The sequence below is a fragment of the Halorubrum salipaludis genome (assembly GCF_002286985.1).
Lineage (GTDB): Archaea > Halobacteriota > Halobacteria > Halobacteriales > Haloferacaceae > Halorubrum > Halorubrum salipaludis.
The window spans coordinates 1-16,054 of the sequence record NZ_NSKC01000003.1 but is presented as its reverse complement, the minus strand read 5'-3'; the positions used below and the strand labels follow the sequence as shown (position 1 = coordinate 16,054).

The window sequence follows — 16,054 nt, the reverse complement described above, 5'->3', positions numbered from 1 at the left end:
TTACGACCGGATCGCCGCGCTGGCGAGCCCGACCGGCCCGTCGCCGGAGCCGGCGGAGAGGCTGACCCGCCACCCCTCGTCGACGGCGTCGATCCGGACCGCGTCGGGGCGACGACCGGGCTCCGTCCGGCGGTACAGTTCGAGGACGAGCGGCAGCGTCGGGAACCGCCCGTTTCGGGGCGTGAACGCGTAGTTCGACACCAGAACGGTATCGCCGTCGGGCGACGCGACCGGCCTCGACTCGGACTCGCGGCTGTAGCCGTCGACGACGCCGGCCCCCGCGAGGCGGTCGAACGCCCCGGAGACGGGGTCTGCGTCGTCGACGGGCGGGAGCCCCGACGCCGCTTCCGACAGCACCGACGCCTGCTCGTCGGGCGCGAGCCGCCGGTGGAGGACCTCGGCCATCGCTTCGAGGAGGCACAGACAGAGGTCGTCAGGGTCATCCACGCGCTCGGCGAACGCGAAGTACGCGTCCATCACCGCCGACTCGGCGTCGTCGTGGCCGCCCGCCGACAGCGCCTCGAACACCCCGGCCGCTGCCTCGTGGCAGAACTCGACGCGGTCGCGGCCGCGGTCATTCCGGTCGCGACCGCGGTCGTCCCGGTCCCTCGCCTCCCTCCGGCCGCCTCGGTCCCCCGGGCGGCCCGCTCCAGTCGCGTCCTCCACGGCGGGCTCGGTGAGGTCCCACTCGGAGGCTTCCGCAGCCGAGAACCGCCGCACGTCGTGGGGATCGTCGGACCGCTTCGGGCCGCTGGCGCCGGCGTTCGGTCCGGCGCCGGCCCCGAGGTCAGGGCCGTCTCCCGCGAACTCCTGGCGGACGATCACGTCGTAGTACGGCAGCCGCGGGTCGTACCGGCGGAGCGCGTCGCGGTACTGCTCGGTGGCGCGCGCCGCGGCCCGCGCGACGGCGCGGCTCTCGAACCGGAGCCCGGCCGCCGGGACCGGTCGGTCGCCGTACCGCGCGCAGACCAGCGAGTACTCGCCCGTCTCGCTCGCGAGCGATTCGATGTGGTCGCCGATCTCGAGTAGCGTCGTTCCGATCACGTGGTGTCACCTCCGCGCGCCGCTCACTCCTCTAGGCTCGGGTGCGTCTCCTGCGGGTCCGGGTGCGGCCCCGCGAACCGCTCCCGGATCGCCTCGCGCGACGCCGCCTCGCGCTCGCGGCGCTCGTCGTCGCCGATCTCCTCGCAGCCCGGCGGCACCTGCCGGCCGCGGTCGGTGAAGTACCCCTCGGGCGCGACCCAGTCGTGGTAGAACCCGCGGTCGTCCTCCTCTAGGATCGTCACGCCGACCTCCGCGCCGTGGCCCGCGCACACCGCCGCCTGGTGCGGCTTCTCCGCGAGCCGGCCGGCCGCGTACAGCCCGTCGACGCCGGTCCGGCCGCGCTCGTCGGTGTCGACGTACGACTTCCCGCGGTCGAGGATCCCGACCCCCTCGACGCCGTCGAGGTAGCCGACCTCGTTTTTCGTCGCGGCGACGACGTGGCGGGTCCGGATCGGGTCGGTGCGGTCGTCCGCGTCGTCCCCCTCGCCAGCGCCGTCGACCTCGACGACGAACCGGGCGTCGCCGCCGGTCTCGGAGCCGTCGGTGTCGTCGAGGTCGACCGCCGAGACGCGCGTCGCCCGGCCGTCGAGCCGGTCGGCGCCGGCGGTCTCGGCCTGCTCGGCGAGGAGGTCGAGCAGCCGTCGGGCGTCCACGCCGAGCGGGAAGCCGGGAAAGTTCTCCAGGTGCGCGTTCCGCCGGAGGAGCGACCCGCCGTCGTCCACCACGAGCGTGTCGAGCCCCTGTCGGGCCGTGAAGACGGCCGCCGAGAGACCGGCGACGCCGCCGCCGACGACGACCACGTCGCGGGAGCGGCGCGAATCGGCCTCATCTACGGGCGTCTCGTCGGCGCTCATCGGTCGATCCCCCGTTCGAGTCGCGAGTCGTCGCCGTCGATCGCCACCGTCGTCGCGTTCGCCATACCGGTCGGGGCGCGCGAGCCGCCGTAGTCGCTTCGGTCCGGGACCGCACCGGTTCCGGCCAGTCCCGGGACCCCATCGAGGCGGGTCGCGCTCATCGCCGCACCCGAACCGGTCGCGCCGCCGCGATGAACGGCTCGTCGCGGTCGGCGGCCGCGAACGCGAGGTCGCCGTCGTCGCCGCGCTCGACGCGCCACGTCGGGAGGTCCGGCACGTCGTACTCCGTCGGGTCGCCGAACGCGGCGGCGACCGTCCACTCGCGGGCGCGCATCTACAGGTCCCCGTTGATGACGTCGGCGACGCGCTGACGGTCGAACAGCCGCTCGTCCGCCGGAATCTCCGGGTACGGGCCCGACTCGTACCGCGGCCACGCACCGAACTCGTCGGGGTAGAGCTGCTTCGCAGTCATCTCGATCTGGAAGAGGTTGAGGATCGGCCCCTGGTACCGGGCGCCCTGCGGGTGGATCCGGTCGTTCTGAACCGCCGCGACCTGCGAGCCGACGGGGTCCTCCTCGAAGGCGGTCCGCCGCCCGGCCATGTCCGTCCCCGGCTCCATGCCGCCGAGGTATAAGATTACGTCGGGGTCCGCATCGAGGATCGTCTCGAAGTCGACGACCGAACCCGACTCGACGCTCCCCTCGAACGCGTCGCGCGGCCCGAGCGGGCGCGTGTGCGACGTGAGGAAGCCGGGGTTGCTCAGGGTGTACGCGTAGATCTGCTCGATGTCCGCGGCGGCGATCATGACCGCCGTCGGCCGCTCCTCCTCCGGCGGCAGCCGCTCGTCGACCGTCGACAGGAGCTCCTCGCGGACCGCCGCGAGCGCCTCGTAGCGCTCGCGCTCGTCGAACGCCTCGGCCACGCGCTCGAACTGCTCCCAGAGCCCGTAGTATTCGTAGCCGTCGACCCACTCTCCGGCCGGCTCCTGATGGCGGTCGCTGAGGGAGTTGCCGAACCACGGCGAGACGTTCTCGGCGATCTCGTCGACGTCCTCGCGCTCCCATCCCTCCAGCTGCGTCAGCCACGCCGGATCCGCGAGATGAACGTCGCTGTCGAGGTCGTACAGCTTCTCCTTGTCCGGCTCCCACGAGGAGTAGAGCCCCGACCAGTCGAGCGAGACGCCGGGGAGCCGCTCGACGTACTGGTTCCAGAGCCCGTCGTAGTAGTCGGGGGCGTGCATCGCCGTGATCCCGTCGCCGCGGCCGAGCGCGAACGCCATGTCCGCGTGGTGGGTGAGCCGCGTGAACACCGTCTCCGGCGGCGACTCGAAGGTCACGTCGCCGACCGGAGAGATCGACGCCGTGTAGCTCTCGTCGGCCTCGTCCTCGGAGTCGGACTCGTCCGAACCGTCCTCGGTCGAGTCGTCGTCAGTCGAGTTCTCGGTCGGGGCGGCGTCGGACGAACCGGATCCGTCGCCGTCGCCGCCGCCGACACAGCCGGCGAGGAGACCGCCGAGGGCGACCGTACCGCCGTACTTGATCGTCTCTCTCCGCGTCGCCGTCCCGTCTCGAATCGTGTCGTTGGTATCCATTGTTAGAGTTCTCCGTTGATGATGTCCGCAACCCGCTGGCGGTCGAACAGCCGTTCGTCACCGGTTACAGGGCCGAACTCCTCCGGGTAGATCTGTTTCGCGGCCCGTTCGGTCAGGAAGAGGTTGTGGATCGGCCCCTGATAGAGGTAACCGCCGCGGTACACGCGGCCGTTCTGGACCGCCGTGAGCTCGCTCCCGACGGGATGGCTCTCCATGTACGCGAGGACGGTGTCGCGGAACTCCGCCGCCGATTTGCGCTCGTGCCCGCGGACGAGGATCACGTCCGGATCCACTTCGAGCAGGTTCTCGTAGTCGAGCTCGCCGCGGTTCGTGGTGCTGAGGTTCTCGACGTCGGTCCCCGCGAGCGCGTCGTTGACCCCGAGATCGAGCCACTGCTTCTTGCTCGTCCCCTTGTCGACCAGCCGGTACGGCGAGAAGGTCTCCGGCTCGTCGGTTCCCTCGAACGTCAGGAACACGCTCGGCCGGTCGTCCGCCGACGGAAGCCGGGCTTGCACGTCGGCGATGAACGACTCGTGGAGCTCGGCGAACGCCTCGTAGCGCTCGCGCTCGTCGAACGCCGCGGCGACGCGCTCGAACGCCTCGTACAGCGTGTAGTACCGGTAGTCGTGCCACCCGTCCGACCGCCGGAAGATCAGGTTCCCGAAGAAGGGGGCGACGTTGTCGCGGATCTCCGCGACGTCGTCTTCCCCCCAATCGAACCAGTTGACGAGCATCTGCGGGTCGTACAGGTGGATGTCGGCGTCGATCTCGTAGAACTCCTCTTTCGTCCTGACCTCCGGGTACGCCTCGATCTGGCTCCGATCGACGTCGACCCCGGGAAGCTCGTCGTAGACGTACGTGTAGTACCGGCTGGCGTTGCCGACCCCGGCCAGTCCGTCAGCTTTCCCCAGCGCGACGGCCATGTCCGCGAAGCCGCCGTCGTACGCGACCCACCGCTCCGGGACCGCCTCAAAGGTCACCTCGCCGACCGGTTCCATGGCGGCGGTGTACGGGAACTCGTCGGATCCTTCGCTCTCGGAGTCCGACTCGGTTGCGGTCGTCGAGGCGGCCTCCGCACCACCGTCGTCGCCGGCTTCACCGTCTTCGCCGGCGCCGGTACCGCTCTCGGCCCCGCCGGTGCAACCGGCGAGCAACCCGCCGAGCGCGGCGGTGCCGCCGTACGTGAGGATGCTTCGCCGAGTCGGTTTGCCGGGTTCCGCGTCGTCTCTCGACATGTGTTTTAGGCCCACCTAAACAAATATAACCGTTCCGATCTTTAGGCTAGCCTAAAACATAGATCGCGCGGATCGTCTCCGAGTTACTCCGCGCCCTCGTCCGAGACGCCGCGCTCAATCCTCGTGACGCGCTCGGAGCGGCGTCACGCGCGGGCCGTTCTCGGTCTGGACCACGTCGGCGTCGACGCGGAACACGTCGGCGAGCAGGTCCTCGGTGACGATCTCCTCGGGGGCGCCGCGGGCGCGGATCTCGCCGTCCTTGAGCGCGACCATCCGGTCGGCGAGCCGGGCGGCCTGCTCGATGTCGTGGAGCACGACGACGACGGTCACGTCGCTTCGGTCGCGCAGCGTCTCGATGATCTCCATCACCTCCATCTGATGGTGCATGTCGAGGAACGTCGTCGGCTCGTCTAAGAGGAGCACGTCGGTGTCCTGCGCGAGCACCATGGCGATCCACGCCAGCTGTTTCTGCCCGCCGCTGAGGCTCCCGACCTCCCGGTCGCGCAGGTGGCCGCAGCCGGCCAGCTCGATCGCCTCCTCGACCGCGCGCGCGTCCTCGTCGGTCGTCCGCTCGAAGAACCCGCGGTGCGGGTACCGGCCGTGGTACACCAGGTCTTCGACCGTGATGCTGTTCGGCGAGGTGCTCTCCTGCGAGAGCAGCCCGAGCTTCCGGGCGAGCGCCTTCGTGTCCATCGAGTGCACGTCCTCCCCGTCGACGAGCACGGAGCCGTCCTCCGGCGAGATCTGGGTCGCGAGCCCCTTCAGCAGGGTGCTCTTCCCGGACCCGTTCGGGCCGACGAGCGCCGTGACCGCGCCGGGTTCGGCCGCGATCGACTCGCCGTCGATGACGGGCTCCGGGGCGTTCGGGTACCCCAACACGAGGTCCTCGCCGTCGAGGTCGCTCGCGTCGGTCGCGGCCGACCCGTCGGGAGTTCCCGCCGAGGCGTCCGCGCCGTTCGATCCGTCCGGTCCGTCCGTCGTCTCCGTCCGCGTCGTGTCCACGTGTTCTGTCGACATTCAGAGCTCACCCATGTTCTGCTGGCGCCGCATCAGGTACAGGAAGTACGGGCCGCCGATCAGCCCGGTGACGATACCGACCGGGATCTGCGAGTCCGCGCCCGTGATCACGCCCATCCCGAGGCGCGCCCCCACGTCGGCCGCGACCATCAGCGCCGGGCCGACGAACAGGCAGCCGACGATCACCCGCTTGTAGTCGCTGCCCACGAGGTTCCGGACCATGTGGGGGACGATCAGGCCCACGAAGCTGACGATCCCCGCCACCGCGATGCTGGCCGCCGCCGCCAGCACGGCGACGCCGGAAAGCGCGAACCGCACCTTCTCGATCGACATCCCCAGCGACTTCGCCGTCTGTTCGCCGAGGAGGAGGAGGTTCAGCTGCCGCGACCCCGCGAGCGACAGCGCCACCGCCGCGAGCGTCCACGGGAGCGCCATCCGGACCTGGTCCCAGTCGGTCCCCGTCAGCGACCCCGTCGTCCACTGGATCGCCGACTGGACGACGCCGATGTCGTCCGCGAAGAAGAACAGGCCCGTCTGGAGGCTGTTGAAGACGGTCCCGACGATCACGCCGGCGAGCACGAGCCGGACCGGGCTCGTCCCGTTCTTCCACGCGATCGCGTAGACGATCAGGAACGCGACCGCGCCGCCGAGCGCCGCGATCAGCGGGAGGAACGCCGAGAGCCCCCCGAACACCACGAGCGTCAGCAGGATCATCAGCCCCGCACCCGAGGAGACGCCGAGGATGAACGGGCTCGCCAGCTCGTTCCTGGTGACCGCCTGGAAGATGGCCCCCGAGACGCCGAGGTTCATCCCGACGATGGCGGCGACGAGCACCCGGGGAAGCCGAATGTTCCAGACGATGAGCGTCTCGTGTGCCAGCTCGGGCAGCTCCCCCTGAAAGCCGGTGATCGCGCGCATCACGCCCTCGCCGACGATGAAGTTCAGGAGCCAGCGGGGATCGAGGAGCACCGCGGGGTCGAGGACGGCGCGCCACGCCTCCCCGACGGTCATCGAGTACGCGCCGAAGCTCACCTGCACGAGCCCGCCGACGACGACGACCGCGACGCTGGCGAGCGCGACCGTGACAAGCTTGGGGTCGAACAGCCACCCGAGCCGTCCCTCGGACGCCCGGTGCGCCGCGCCGCCGGCGACCGATCCCCCGCCGCTCATCGCTCCCCCTCGGCGTACGCGGCGATCGCCTCGTCGTCCATCGCGTCGAGCAGCGTCTCGGCGCCGTGCGCCTCCACGACCGCGGCCGGGTCGAGGTGGCCGGCGAGCGCGCGCCGCCCCTCGGCCGCTCGCGCCTCGGCCTCGTCGGCGTCGACGTACGCCGCCAGCGCCTCGTCGACCGCCGCCTCGCGAACCCGAGCGAACCGCTCCGAGTCCGCGTCGACGGGGGCGTCGGCGTGGCGCTCGTCGAACCACTCGACCCACCGCTCGCGGTCCGCCCACTCCTCGTCGCGCTCGGCCTCGCGGCGCACCCAGTCGACGCCCTCGGCCGCCGCGGGCCACCAGCCGTCCGCGACCCGCGCGTCCGTGACGACCCGCCGGGCCACGCGGGCGCCGCGCCCGGCCGCCGTGATCGCCTGCTGGGCGGCCTCGGACGGCGAGGCGACGTAGAGCCCGTCCACCGGCGTCGTCCCGTCGGGGTCGGCGTACCCCCGGTCGAAGTGCTCGTGGGTCTCGCCGCCGTGCTCGTGGCTCTCGAACATCGCGTCGTCGTCGTCGAGCCCGCGGAGGTACTCGCCGTCGTACCGGGTCGCCGCCACCACGCGACGGGCGGTCACCGGCTCGCCCTCCTGCGGGGTGACGCGGAAGCCCTCCGTCCCCGCGTCGCCGCCGTCAGCCGCCCGCGTCTCGACCGACTCGACGAGGTCGTCGACGAGCGCGGCGCCCGCGCGCTCGACGTGGTCGTGCAGGAGGTCGTAGAACGTCTCGACGTCGATTCCGCCGGGGAAGCCGAGGTAGTTCCCGAGGTGCGCACAGCGTGCGATCGACGACCGACCGCGGTCGAACACGGCGACGTCGAGCCCCTCGCGGGCGAGGAAGACGGCGGCCGAGCAGCCGGCGGGGCCGCCGCCCACCACGACGACCTCGCGGTCGACCGCGTCGCAGTCGACCGCGTCGGCGACCTGGTCGCGGTCGGCCCCGTCGCGATCGACTGGCTCACTCATTCCGAATCACCGGCGACGATCTCCGCCACGCGGTCGCGGTCGAAGAGCCGCTCCGACTCGGGGATGTCGGGGTAGCCGTCGCCGAGCTCGTAGTCGGGCCACTCCCCGAACCGCTCGGGGAACAGCTGTTTGGCGGTCATCTCGATCTGGAAGAGGTTCATGACCGGCCCCTGCACCGGGTCCCCCGAGGGGTAGAACCGGTCGTTTTCGATCGCCGAGAGCTCGCCGGCGACGGGGTGGTCGGCGAGCTCCTCGCGGACCGCGGCTACGTCGTAGTAGGACTCGACCCCGTACTGGTGGAGGATTACGTCGGGGTCGATCTCCAGCAGCTGCTCGTGGTCGTAGGCGGTCTCGTAGGTCACGTCGTCGGCGCCGAACGCGTCGGGGACGCCGAAGGGACGCACGTGGGCGTTGGCGAACCCGGGCTTGTCGATCCGCGAGGGGTAGTAGGTCCCGTCCATGTAGAGGAGCGTGGCGACCGTCGGGCGCTCCGCCTCGGGCGGGAGGTCGGCCCGCACCGTCTCGACCAGGTCGTCGCGGACCGACGAGAGCGCCTCGAAGCGCTCCTCCTCGCGGAACACGCCCGCGACGCGCTCCGTAATGGCCCAAAGGTCGTAGTACTCGTAGTCCTCGCGGTACGCCGCCGGCGGTTCGGAGTGCCGCCGGCTGTACACGTTGCCGAACCACGGGCCGACGTTGTCGCGGATCTCCGCGATGTCGTCCTCGTCCCATCCCTCGAAGGAGGCGAACAGCGCGGGGTCCGCCAGGTGGAGGTCGGAGTCGAGCTCGTAGAGCAGCTCCCGGTCGACCGTGATCCCGTCGCCGGTGCCCGAGTTGAGCTGGGTGAGTCCCTCCCGGTCGAACGCGACGCCGTCGAGCTCGGCGTAGTAGGCGTCGAGCGTGCGTCCGCCCGCGTCCGCGTCGAAGCCGAGCGAGTTCACCGCGTCGCCGTGGCCGAACGCGACCGCCATGTCCGCGTACAGCAGGCTGTAGACCATCACGTCTTCGGGGACCGCGTCGAGCGTCACCTCGCCGACCGGCGCCATCTCGACGGAGTACGAGCCCGCGGACCCGTCGTCCTCCGCCCCCTCGCCGTCGGAGCCCTCGGCCCCCTCGGTCTCGGCGTCGTCCGAGCCGTCGGCGCCGTCGGAACCGCCGCCCGAGCCGGAATCGCCCGACCCGCCGCCGAGACATCCAGCGAGCAGTCCGGCCCCCGCGACCGCGCCGCCGAACCCGATCACGGTACGGCGCGTCGGCGCGTTTCGGTCCGCGTGCTTTCCCATATGGTTTAGGCCTCCCTAAAGCATTAAATCGCTTTCGAATCTTAGGGAAACCTAAATCGAGGAGATCGACGCTGACGCCGCCTCGTCGCGTCGTTCGTCTGCCGATCGATTTTATATAAAAACTCGGATAGAAATTCGGAATACAACACCGATAGCTCCCCTACCGTCGTCACGGTGGAGTTTTAGGCCGTACGAAAAAGTGTATTTGTATTGATAACTTATAAGTAGGAAGAGGCCGTACGAAGTAGTGTTATGAGCACGCAGAAGGAGACCCGACAGCGCGCAGGCACCGTCGAAGAGAACGCCCTCAGGCTCGAACCGGAGAAGGCAGAGCAGATCATCGAGGCGCTGAACGTCGACCTCGCGGACGCGTACGTCCTCTACCACCAGCTCCACAAACACCACTGGAACGTCGAGGGCGCCGAGTTCCTCGACGTTCACGTGTTCTTACAGGAGGTCTACGAGGACGTCGAGGCGGCCGCCGACGAGCTCGCCGAGCGGCTGCAGGCGCTCGGCGGCGTGCCGCACGCCAGCATGACGACGCTCGCGGAGAACGCCACCGTCGAGCCGGAGGACGAGGACGTGTACGACATCCGCACGTCGCTCGCGAACGACCTGGAGATGATGGGCGACATCATCGAGAGCTACCGGCAGCACATCGAGCTCGCGGAGGGGCTCGGCGACTACGCGACCGCGGAGATGCTCCGCGAGCAGCTGGAGGGGATCGAAGAGCACGCGCACCACATCGAGCACTACCTCGAAGACGACACGCTCGTGACCGAGTCCGCGACGAACTGACGGAGAAACTCCGAAACCGCTAACGCACGTCCGGCGCCGTCTGGTCGGTCCGACCGGGCAGCGTCACTTCGATCTCTAACTCCGGTTCGCCGACGCCCTCGTAGTCGACCTCGAGTTCCACGGGCTCGCCGAACGCGAAGGGGAGCTCCCACTCGTCCGTCTCGATCCGGAGCTCGCCGCCGTCGCGGAGCCCCTCGCCGAGCGCGATCAGGAACTCGCCCGCCTCGCTCGCGTCGATCCGATACTCCTGTTCGAAGTTCCGACCCGCAATGACCGTCCGGTCGTCGTCAACCGACGACGCCGGCTCCTCCGAACCCGGCTTCGCCGAACCCGACTCCGCCGAATCCGATTCGTCAGTCATCTCACCGAGTCACGTCGACGACGTGATCGCTCGCGATCCATCCGTCCGTGTTCTCGGACTCCATGAACACCGACCGGCCGGGACACCCCTCACAGACGGTGACGGAGGGGACCTGTTCGGGTTCCGATTCGCGACGGGAGTCGGTGCGGGACCGAGCGCCTGCAGACATTGCGTGCCTTTAGGCAAACCTAAAACAAAAAGGATGCGGTCGGCGGCGAGGGTTGCGAGAGGCCCGGCGGACGGCACGGCCTCGTTGGTCCGTCGCCGCCGACGCGAACCGTCTCCGCCGGCCGAGTCACTCCGCGCGTGTCCGCGGGACACCGAGGTCGTTGGAGCGGGCCTCGGCGTCGACGTCGAGGTCTTCGAACAGCAGGTGGGCGAGTCGCTCGGCGACCGCCGGACTGACCAGCCCGGCCATCTCCATCGCCTCGCGCTCGTGCGCGTCGAGATCGAGCACGTCGCGGAAGAACCACGACAGCGCGACGTACGTCTCGTGAAGCGCCTCCGCGCGCTCGCGCCCGGCGTCGGTGAGCGTCGCGCCCTCGTACGGCTCCCGAGCGACGAGCCCGTCGGCGGCGAGCCGCTGGAGCATCTCCGTCGTCGCCGCCGGGGACCGGTCGAGCATCTCCGCGATCCGTCCGGGCGATATCGGCGGCGACGCCCGGTGTTCCGCGATGTACAGCGCGAGGAGGTAGCGGGCCGTCCGCGCGGACCCCGGTTCGCCGACGTGCGCCATAGATTTAGGCCACCCTAAAATTATAAATCGGTTTCGGATCCGAATCGCAGCGCGGCGTTGTCACGATGGTTCGGAGCGAACGCGTCCTGATGGGAACGGCCGTAAGCTAATTCAATATAGCTAAATGGAGTTTATTCATCGCCGAACGCCCGGATCGTGGTGAAGGAGCCGTCGACGATCGCGGCCGCGATCCCCTCGACGTCGGCGTCTCGCGGCACCTCGTGGGGGTACTTCCGCCCGAAGTACCGCAAGAGGTTCTCTACGTCGCGTTCGAGGAATTCCCGGGCGTTCTCGTGGTCGACGGGGACCGCCTGCGGCCAGTCGAAGATCGTGACGCCGCTTTCCGCGACTGCGACGTTGTGCTCGGACATGTCCGCGTGGACCCACCCGAGGTCGTGGGCGGTCACCAGCTCGCGGAGGACGAGGTCGAGGACGCCGATCGCCTGCTCGGGATCGAGTTTTGCGCGCGCGAGTTCGACGCCGTCGAACTTGTCCATCACGATGGCGTGACGGTTGTGATCGACCGGCCGCGGCACCGACACGTCGGGGTACAGCGCCTCCATCGCCTCGTACTCGCGTTCGGCCGCCTTGCGCGCGGTGTACAGCCAGGAGACGTGGTCGCGGTCGGCGGTGTACTCGCGCTCGCGGTTCACCTCGCGGAAGTTGGTGTACCCCTCGCGGTGGTACTTCAGGGCGAGCGGTTTGAACGACTGCGCCTCGTACACGTCCCCCTCCTTGCCGAACCCCAGGGGCGAGCCCACGCCGTCGATGGTCTCGCGCTCGGCGAACGTACGGAGCGCCAGGGCGTCGTACCCCTCGAAGGTGAGCTGGTACCCCTCGTACTGGATCGTCTTCCGCTCGATCAGCTCGCGGTCGAGACACCGGTCGATCCGGTAGTCGACCTCCTCGCGCGTCAGGTCGGCGTAGTCGGGGATCTTGTCCCGGCGGACCCACTCGGAGAAGCGCATCCCCTGCTCGACGCCCGAGAGGAGATAGAAGTCCTCGGGATCGAGCTCGGCCATGTCGCCGGCGACGTTTCGAACCATACGCGCCCCTACTCCGGCGATTCCTAAAAGGGACGCGCGTTCGGTGAGCAGGGTATAAATCGAATATCGCGATATAGAATAGATTCGACCGGCGCGTCGCCGTCGGAGCGATCGCTCGGGGTCGCAGTGGGTCGTGTCTGTTCGACATCCAAACAACTACTTTGACAGTTCCGAGATGCGATCTGAGTAAGATCGGATCGCGATATCTCGTCCGGAGGGCACCAAATCCGGGCGAAAACGGGGATATTACGGTACGGGCGAGCGCCGACCGAGGAAAGAGGTAATAACGAACTGACGGCGGACGACCCCGACAGTGAGCGTCAGTTTTCCGGGAGAGAAGGACGCTACGGACGTTTTCTTCCATTGGCCTCGAGACCGTCACCGACCCGACAGAGGCACCGCCTCTGCGTCGAACGTGTTTTTCGCAGCGAATTTCGACAGACAAGTCAGATCTCTGATACACGGAGCGGACCGGATCGGTCACGGAAAAACACTGGCAACCGCGTCGGGAGGCGTGCCGCGACGCTCCCGCTCGCGATCGGGGGGAGCCGTCAGCGTTAGGTTGCTGTCCGTGCTGGTAGTGGGCATGGTTTCCGAAGGCGACCGTGCACCCGATTTCACCGTTCCGCTGGCCGGCGGCGAAAGCTACGACGACGTCTCCGAGTTCACGCTCTCGGAGGCGATCGGCGACGGACCGATAGTACTCGCGTTCGTGCCGGGGGCGTTCACCGGCGGGTGTACCGAGGAGATGTGCACCTTCGGGAGCGAGCTCGACACCTTCGAGGCGCTCGACGCGTCGGTGTACGGCGTCAGCGTCGACCTCCCGTTCGCCCAGAACGTCTGGATACAGCAGGAGGGGTTCGACGTGCCGATGCTCTCGGACTGGGACCACGAGGTCACCCGCACGTACGACGTCGTCTACCCGGATATGTACGGGTCGATCGAGTCGGCCCAGCGGAGCGTGTTCGTGATCGATTCGGACGGGGTCGTCACGTACCGATGGGTTCGCGAGGGCGGGAATCCCGAGTTCGAGCCGTTCGTCGCCGACGTTCGAGAGCAGGTGAAAGCGGCGCGTCGATAGCGCTCGGTCCGAGGGGCCTGACCGTCGTCGTCGACTGCGGGTCTCCCGCGGGATCCGCGTCGGGGAGTGGCGCGTCGGATGTCCCTCGTGTCCTACCGTGAACAGAAACGTTACCTATCCGCAAAGCGATGGCGACGCATGGAGCTAGGACTCGACGGAGCGTCAGTGCTCGTCGCCGCGGCAAGCAAGGGACTCGGCCTCGGGGCGGCGACGCAGTTCGCCGCGGAGGGCGCGAACGTCGCGATCGCCTCCCGGAGCGCGGACAACCTCGCGGCGGCTCGCGAGTCGATACTCGACGAGACGAGCTGTGACGAGGACGCGGTCTTCACCGTCGAGGTGGACCTCGCAGACGCCGACGCGATCGAGTCGGGAATCGAGGCTGCCGTCGAGGAGTTCGGCGGACTAGACGTGTTGGTGACCAACCACGGCGGTCCGAACAACGCCTCCTTCGAGGACACGTCCTTGGAAGCGTTCGACGGGGGATACAACGACGTGCTCCGGAGCACGGTCGTACAGTGCAAGGCCGCCCTGCCCGCCCTCCGCGACGGCGGCGGCGCGATCACGCACCTCGTCGCCGCCTCCGCGGCGGAGCCGACCTCGCACGGGACCCTGGGAAACGTGTTCCGACCCGGGATCTACGGCCTCTCGAAGACCCTCGCCAACGAGGAAGGGGAAAACGGGGTCCGGTCGAACTGCGTCGCCCCCCGAGGGGTGCTCTCCGACCGGATCGAGTCGAAGATCGCCGCGCGGGCCGAACGGGAAGGGATAACCGAGGCGGAAGTGCGCGAGCTCCGGGTCGCGGAGCTCCCCCTGCCCGAGATGGGAACGACCGAGGAGTTCGGGAAGGCGGTCGCGTTCGTCTCCTCGCCGGCCGCGTCGTACGTCACCGGATCGGTGTTGCCCGTCGACGGCGGCTGGAGCTCGCGCCTCCTGTAGGGTCGGGTCGCGAGCTCGACTCCCGACTGCCCCGAACGCTGCCGGAATCGTTCGCGAACCTACCGATCCGGGACCAGTGTCGGGATCGGGTAGGTCCCGCCGTTGACGTGTAACACCTGCCCGGTCACGAACGACGCCGCGTCCGACGCGAGGAAACAGCACGCGTCGGCCACCTCCTCGACGTCTCCGAGCCGGCCGAGCGGGGTCGACTCGATCACCTCTCGCTCGATCCGCTCCCACTCCTCGGTCCGCGTTCGATCGACGTCGATGAGCCCGGGCGAGACCCCGTTGACGCGGACCCCGTCGGGGCCGAGTTCGGTCGCCAGCTGCCGTACCTGTCCCTCGATCCCGAGCTTCGACCCGTAGGAGTGGGCGTGACCGTGTTTCCCGAGATACACCATCGCTCCGATCAGGTTCACGACCGCGCCGCCGCCCCGGTCGATCATGTCCGGGACGACCGCCTGCGTCGTCTGGAACACACCCCTGAAGTTGACGGCGAGCACGCGGTCGAGGTCCTCGGTCTCCACGTCGAGGAACGGCTTCGACGGACGGTAGGTCGCGTTGTTCACGAGCACGTCGATCGGTCCGAGCCGGTCGCGGAGCTCCTCGACCATCGACCGGACGGCGTCCGGATCGCCGATATCCGCGAGCGCGACCGCCGCCTCGCTACCGGTTTCTCGAACGAGACGCGCGGTCTCCTCGCAGCCGTCCGCGTCGCTGCGAGCCGTGACCCCCACGTCGGCTCCGGCCTCCGCGAGCCGGACCGCCGTCGCTCGGCCGATGTTCCGGCTCGATCCGGTGACGAGGGCGGTTTTTCCGGTCAGGTCCATGCGCGTTTCACCTCTCCGCTCTGTCGGTGGGCGCTCCGATTAGACATCGAACTCGGCCTGGTAGTCCGTCGCGTCGAGCCGGTCCTCCCGGAGGGGCCAGAAGGCGAGCAGGCGCGCCGGCTCCGAACCGACGGCGCGAGAGGCGTGCGGGACATCCGGCGGGATCTCGACCGCGTCGTGCGTGCCGAGCGAGACCCGCTCGCCGTCGACGAGGAAGTCGACCTCCCCCTCGATGACGATCGTCGTCTGCTCCCACGGATGGGAGTGCTGCGGCTTGTCCTCCCGCTCCGGCCCGATCGTCGTCATGCCGACCATCTGGTCGACGCCGCGGAAGACGACCTGCTCGAATCCGGGCCCCTCCTTCGCGACGGGAGCCTCGGAGAGGTTGTACACGGACGGAATTTTCTCCGGGTCGTACTTGCGTACCATACCCTACCGAACGGCGAAGAGAAGTTAAAAGCGTAGGGTCGAACGGATCTCGGCCCCCGATCGGCGACGGCGGATGTCGCCGCCCGAAAGGGCTCTTTAGGCGAGCTTTTCGATGTCTCCGGCCAGCGGCCGGAGGCCAGAGGACCTGTCTACGACAGGTCCTCGATGTTTTCGACGACGGCGTCGGCGAACTCGCTGGTGGCGAGCTTTTCGCCGCCGTCGATCTGGCGGTGGAGGTCGTAGGTGACCTTCCCCGAGGAGATGGTCTCTTCGACGGCGTCGCGCACGAGGTCCGCCGCGTCGTCCCAGCCGAGGTAGTCGAGCATTTCGCGGCCTGAGAGGATCATGGCGGTGGGGTTGACCTTGTCTTCGCCGGCGTACTTGGGGGCGGAGCCGTGGACGGGCTCGGCGAGACAGCGGCCGTGGCCGCGGTTGATCCCGGGCGCGATGCCGAGTCCGCCGATCTGGGCGCCGGCCGCGTCCGAGAAGTAGTCCCCGTTGAGGTTCATCGTCGCCACCACGTCGTACTCGCTCGTCCGCGTGAGCACCTGCTGGAGCATGTTGTCGGCGATGCGGTCTTTGACGACTACGGTGCCGTCGGGCTGCTCGCCGTCGTGTTCCTCCCACAGCTCGTCTTCG

The 16,054-nt window shown here is 69.0% G+C and carries 20 protein-coding genes; 3 read left to right on the top strand and 17 right to left on the bottom strand.

Annotated features, from left to right (window positions below; genetic code table 11):
- The 10 genes from CK500_RS05600 to CK500_RS05565 form a co-directional block, all read right to left on the bottom strand.
- Entirely contained in the window at window positions 1–1,044 is a 1,044-nt protein-coding gene (locus tag CK500_RS05600; protein WP_095636275.1) for a DUF7551 domain-containing protein, read from the bottom strand.
- A 23-nt stretch (window positions 1,045–1,067) separates the two neighbouring features.
- On the bottom strand, window positions 1,068–1,898 hold the full coding sequence (locus CK500_RS05595; RefSeq protein WP_095636274.1) for an FAD-dependent oxidoreductase: 831 nt from the start codon (window positions 1,896–1,898) through the stop codon (window positions 1,068–1,070).
- Window positions 1,895–2,059, bottom strand: coding sequence for a hypothetical protein (locus tag CK500_RS17175; RefSeq protein WP_158224029.1), 165 nt, complete (start codon window positions 2,057–2,059; stop codon window positions 1,895–1,897). Before CK500_RS17175 ends, CK500_RS05595 begins: the two co-directional genes overlap by 4 nt.
- Window positions 2,056–2,232, bottom strand: coding sequence for a hypothetical protein (locus tag CK500_RS17340; RefSeq protein WP_198951508.1), 177 nt, complete (start codon window positions 2,230–2,232; stop codon window positions 2,056–2,058). Before CK500_RS17340 ends, CK500_RS17175 begins: the two co-directional genes overlap by 4 nt.
- Window positions 2,233–3,489, bottom strand: coding sequence for an ABC transporter substrate-binding protein (locus CK500_RS05590; protein WP_095636273.1), 1,257 nt, complete (start codon window positions 3,487–3,489; stop codon window positions 2,233–2,235).
- Between the two features lie 2 nt (window positions 3,490–3,491).
- Entirely contained in the window at window positions 3,492–4,724 is a 1,233-nt protein-coding gene (locus CK500_RS05585) for an ABC transporter substrate-binding protein (RefSeq protein WP_095636272.1), read from the bottom strand.
- A gap of 114 nt (window positions 4,725–4,838) precedes the next feature.
- Window positions 4,839–5,741, bottom strand: a complete 903-nt coding sequence (locus CK500_RS05580) for an ABC transporter ATP-binding protein (protein WP_095636271.1) — start codon at window positions 5,739–5,741, stop codon at window positions 4,839–4,841.
- Window positions 5,742–6,911, bottom strand: coding sequence for a FecCD family ABC transporter permease (locus tag CK500_RS05575; RefSeq protein ID WP_095636270.1), 1,170 nt, complete (start codon window positions 6,909–6,911; stop codon window positions 5,742–5,744).
- Window positions 6,908–7,915, bottom strand: coding sequence for an FAD-dependent oxidoreductase (locus CK500_RS05570; RefSeq protein ID WP_095636269.1), 1,008 nt, complete (start codon window positions 7,913–7,915; stop codon window positions 6,908–6,910). The genes CK500_RS05575 and CK500_RS05570 overlap by 4 nt, the downstream gene beginning before the upstream one ends.
- Complete coding sequence (locus CK500_RS05565) at window positions 7,912–9,198, bottom strand: ABC transporter substrate-binding protein (protein ID WP_095636268.1); 1,287 nt, start codon at window positions 9,196–9,198, stop codon at window positions 7,912–7,914. Before CK500_RS05565 ends, CK500_RS05570 begins: the two co-directional genes overlap by 4 nt.
- Before the next feature lie 252 nt (window positions 9,199–9,450).
- Here CK500_RS05565 and dpsA point away from each other — a divergent pair, with 252 nt between their 5' ends.
- A complete protein-coding gene (dpsA, locus tag CK500_RS05560; protein ID WP_095636267.1) occupies window positions 9,451–9,996 on the top strand; it encodes a DNA starvation/stationary phase protection protein DpsA in 546 nt (181 codons plus the stop codon).
- Window positions 9,997–10,015: 19 nt separating this feature from the next.
- Here dpsA and CK500_RS05555 read toward each other — a convergent pair whose 3' ends face one another.
- The 4 genes from CK500_RS05555 to CK500_RS05545 form a co-directional block, all read right to left on the bottom strand.
- Complete coding sequence (locus CK500_RS05555) at window positions 10,016–10,357, bottom strand: amphi-Trp domain-containing protein (protein WP_095636266.1); 342 nt, start codon at window positions 10,355–10,357, stop codon at window positions 10,016–10,018.
- Between the two features lies 1 nt (window position 10,358).
- The gene (locus CK500_RS17335; RefSeq protein WP_198951507.1) at window positions 10,359–10,526 is read right to left on the bottom strand and encodes a DUF7331 family protein; all 168 of its coding nucleotides are present in this window, start codon (window positions 10,524–10,526) and stop codon (window positions 10,359–10,361) included.
- A 126-nt stretch (window positions 10,527–10,652) separates the two neighbouring features.
- Window positions 10,653–11,093, bottom strand: a complete 441-nt coding sequence (locus tag CK500_RS05550) for a metal-dependent transcriptional regulator (protein ID WP_095636265.1) — start codon at window positions 11,091–11,093, stop codon at window positions 10,653–10,655.
- Between the two features lie 131 nt (window positions 11,094–11,224).
- On the bottom strand, window positions 11,225–12,139 hold the full coding sequence (locus tag CK500_RS05545) for a serine/threonine-protein kinase RIO2 (RefSeq protein WP_095636264.1): 915 nt from the start codon (window positions 12,137–12,139) through the stop codon (window positions 11,225–11,227).
- Window positions 12,140–12,725: 586 nt separating this feature from the next.
- On the opposite strand from CK500_RS05545, the gene CK500_RS05540 reads away from it, so the two are divergent.
- Window positions 12,726–13,220, top strand: coding sequence for a redoxin domain-containing protein (locus CK500_RS05540; protein WP_095636263.1), 495 nt, complete (start codon window positions 12,726–12,728; stop codon window positions 13,218–13,220).
- A 138-nt stretch (window positions 13,221–13,358) separates the two neighbouring features.
- Entirely contained in the window at window positions 13,359–14,156 is a 798-nt protein-coding gene (locus tag CK500_RS05535) for an SDR family oxidoreductase (RefSeq protein ID WP_095636262.1), read from the top strand.
- A 59-nt stretch (window positions 14,157–14,215) separates the two neighbouring features.
- On the opposite strand, the gene CK500_RS05530 is transcribed toward CK500_RS05535, so the two are convergent.
- The 3 genes from CK500_RS05530 to CK500_RS05520 form a co-directional block, all read right to left on the bottom strand.
- Entirely contained in the window at window positions 14,216–14,986 is a 771-nt protein-coding gene (locus CK500_RS05530; RefSeq protein WP_095636261.1) for an SDR family NAD(P)-dependent oxidoreductase, read from the bottom strand.
- Window positions 14,987–15,025: 39 nt separating this feature from the next.
- Window positions 15,026–15,415 (bottom strand): cupin domain-containing protein, encoded by a 390-nt coding sequence (locus tag CK500_RS05525; protein WP_095636260.1) that lies wholly within the window; start codon window positions 15,413–15,415, stop codon window positions 15,026–15,028.
- A 149-nt stretch (window positions 15,416–15,564) separates the two neighbouring features.
- Window positions 15,565–16,054: isocitrate/isopropylmalate family dehydrogenase (locus tag CK500_RS05520; RefSeq protein ID WP_269843951.1), on the bottom strand; the 490-nt coding region annotated here is incomplete at its 5' end.

What these genes read in the sequence shown, in the direction of transcription:
- CK500_RS05570 (WP_095636269.1), bottom strand. Translation starts at nt 7,915, where the DNA reads ATGAGTGAGCCAGTCGATCGCGACGGGGCCGACCGCGACCAGGTCGCC.
- CK500_RS05530 (WP_095636261.1), bottom strand. Translation starts at nt 14,986, where the DNA reads ATGGACCTGACCGGAAAAACCGCCCTCGTCACCGGATCGAGCCGGAAC.
- CK500_RS05555 (WP_095636266.1), bottom strand. Translation starts at nt 10,357, where the DNA reads ATGACTGACGAATCGGATTCGGCGGAGTCGGGTTCGGCGAAGCCGGGT.
- dpsA (WP_095636267.1), top strand. Translation starts at nt 9,451, where the DNA reads ATGAGCACGCAGAAGGAGACCCGACAGCGCGCAGGCACCGTCGAAGAG.
- CK500_RS05550 (WP_095636265.1), bottom strand. Translation starts at nt 11,093, where the DNA reads ATGGCGCACGTCGGCGAACCGGGGTCCGCGCGGACGGCCCGCTACCTC.
- CK500_RS17175 (WP_158224029.1), bottom strand. Translation starts at nt 2,059, where the DNA reads ATGAGCGCGACCCGCCTCGATGGGGTCCCGGGACTGGCCGGAACCGGT.
- CK500_RS05535 (WP_095636262.1), top strand. Translation starts at nt 13,359, where the DNA reads ATGGAGCTAGGACTCGACGGAGCGTCAGTGCTCGTCGCCGCGGCAAGC.
- CK500_RS05565 (WP_095636268.1), bottom strand. Translation starts at nt 9,198, where the DNA reads ATGGGAAAGCACGCGGACCGAAACGCGCCGACGCGCCGTACCGTGATC.
- CK500_RS05545 (WP_095636264.1), bottom strand. Translation starts at nt 12,139, where the DNA reads ATGGTTCGAAACGTCGCCGGCGACATGGCCGAGCTCGATCCCGAGGAC.
- CK500_RS05580 (WP_095636271.1), bottom strand. Translation starts at nt 5,741, where the DNA reads ATGTCGACAGAACACGTGGACACGACGCGGACGGAGACGACGGACGGA.
- CK500_RS17335 (WP_198951507.1), bottom strand. Translation starts at nt 10,526, where the DNA reads ATGTCTGCAGGCGCTCGGTCCCGCACCGACTCCCGTCGCGAATCGGAA.
- CK500_RS05540 (WP_095636263.1), top strand. Translation starts at nt 12,726, where the DNA reads ATGGTTTCCGAAGGCGACCGTGCACCCGATTTCACCGTTCCGCTGGCC.
- CK500_RS05590 (WP_095636273.1), bottom strand. Translation starts at nt 3,489, where the DNA reads ATGGATACCAACGACACGATTCGAGACGGGACGGCGACGCGGAGAGAG.
- CK500_RS17340 (WP_198951508.1), bottom strand. Translation starts at nt 2,232, where the DNA reads ATGCGCGCCCGCGAGTGGACGGTCGCCGCCGCGTTCGGCGACCCGACG.
- CK500_RS05575 (WP_095636270.1), bottom strand. Translation starts at nt 6,911, where the DNA reads ATGAGCGGCGGGGGATCGGTCGCCGGCGGCGCGGCGCACCGGGCGTCC.
- CK500_RS05595 (WP_095636274.1), bottom strand. Translation starts at nt 1,898, where the DNA reads ATGAGCGCCGACGAGACGCCCGTAGATGAGGCCGATTCGCGCCGCTCC.
- CK500_RS05585 (WP_095636272.1), bottom strand. Translation starts at nt 4,724, where the DNA reads ATGTCGAGAGACGACGCGGAACCCGGCAAACCGACTCGGCGAAGCATC.
- CK500_RS05525 (WP_095636260.1), bottom strand. Translation starts at nt 15,415, where the DNA reads ATGGTACGCAAGTACGACCCGGAGAAAATTCCGTCCGTGTACAACCTC.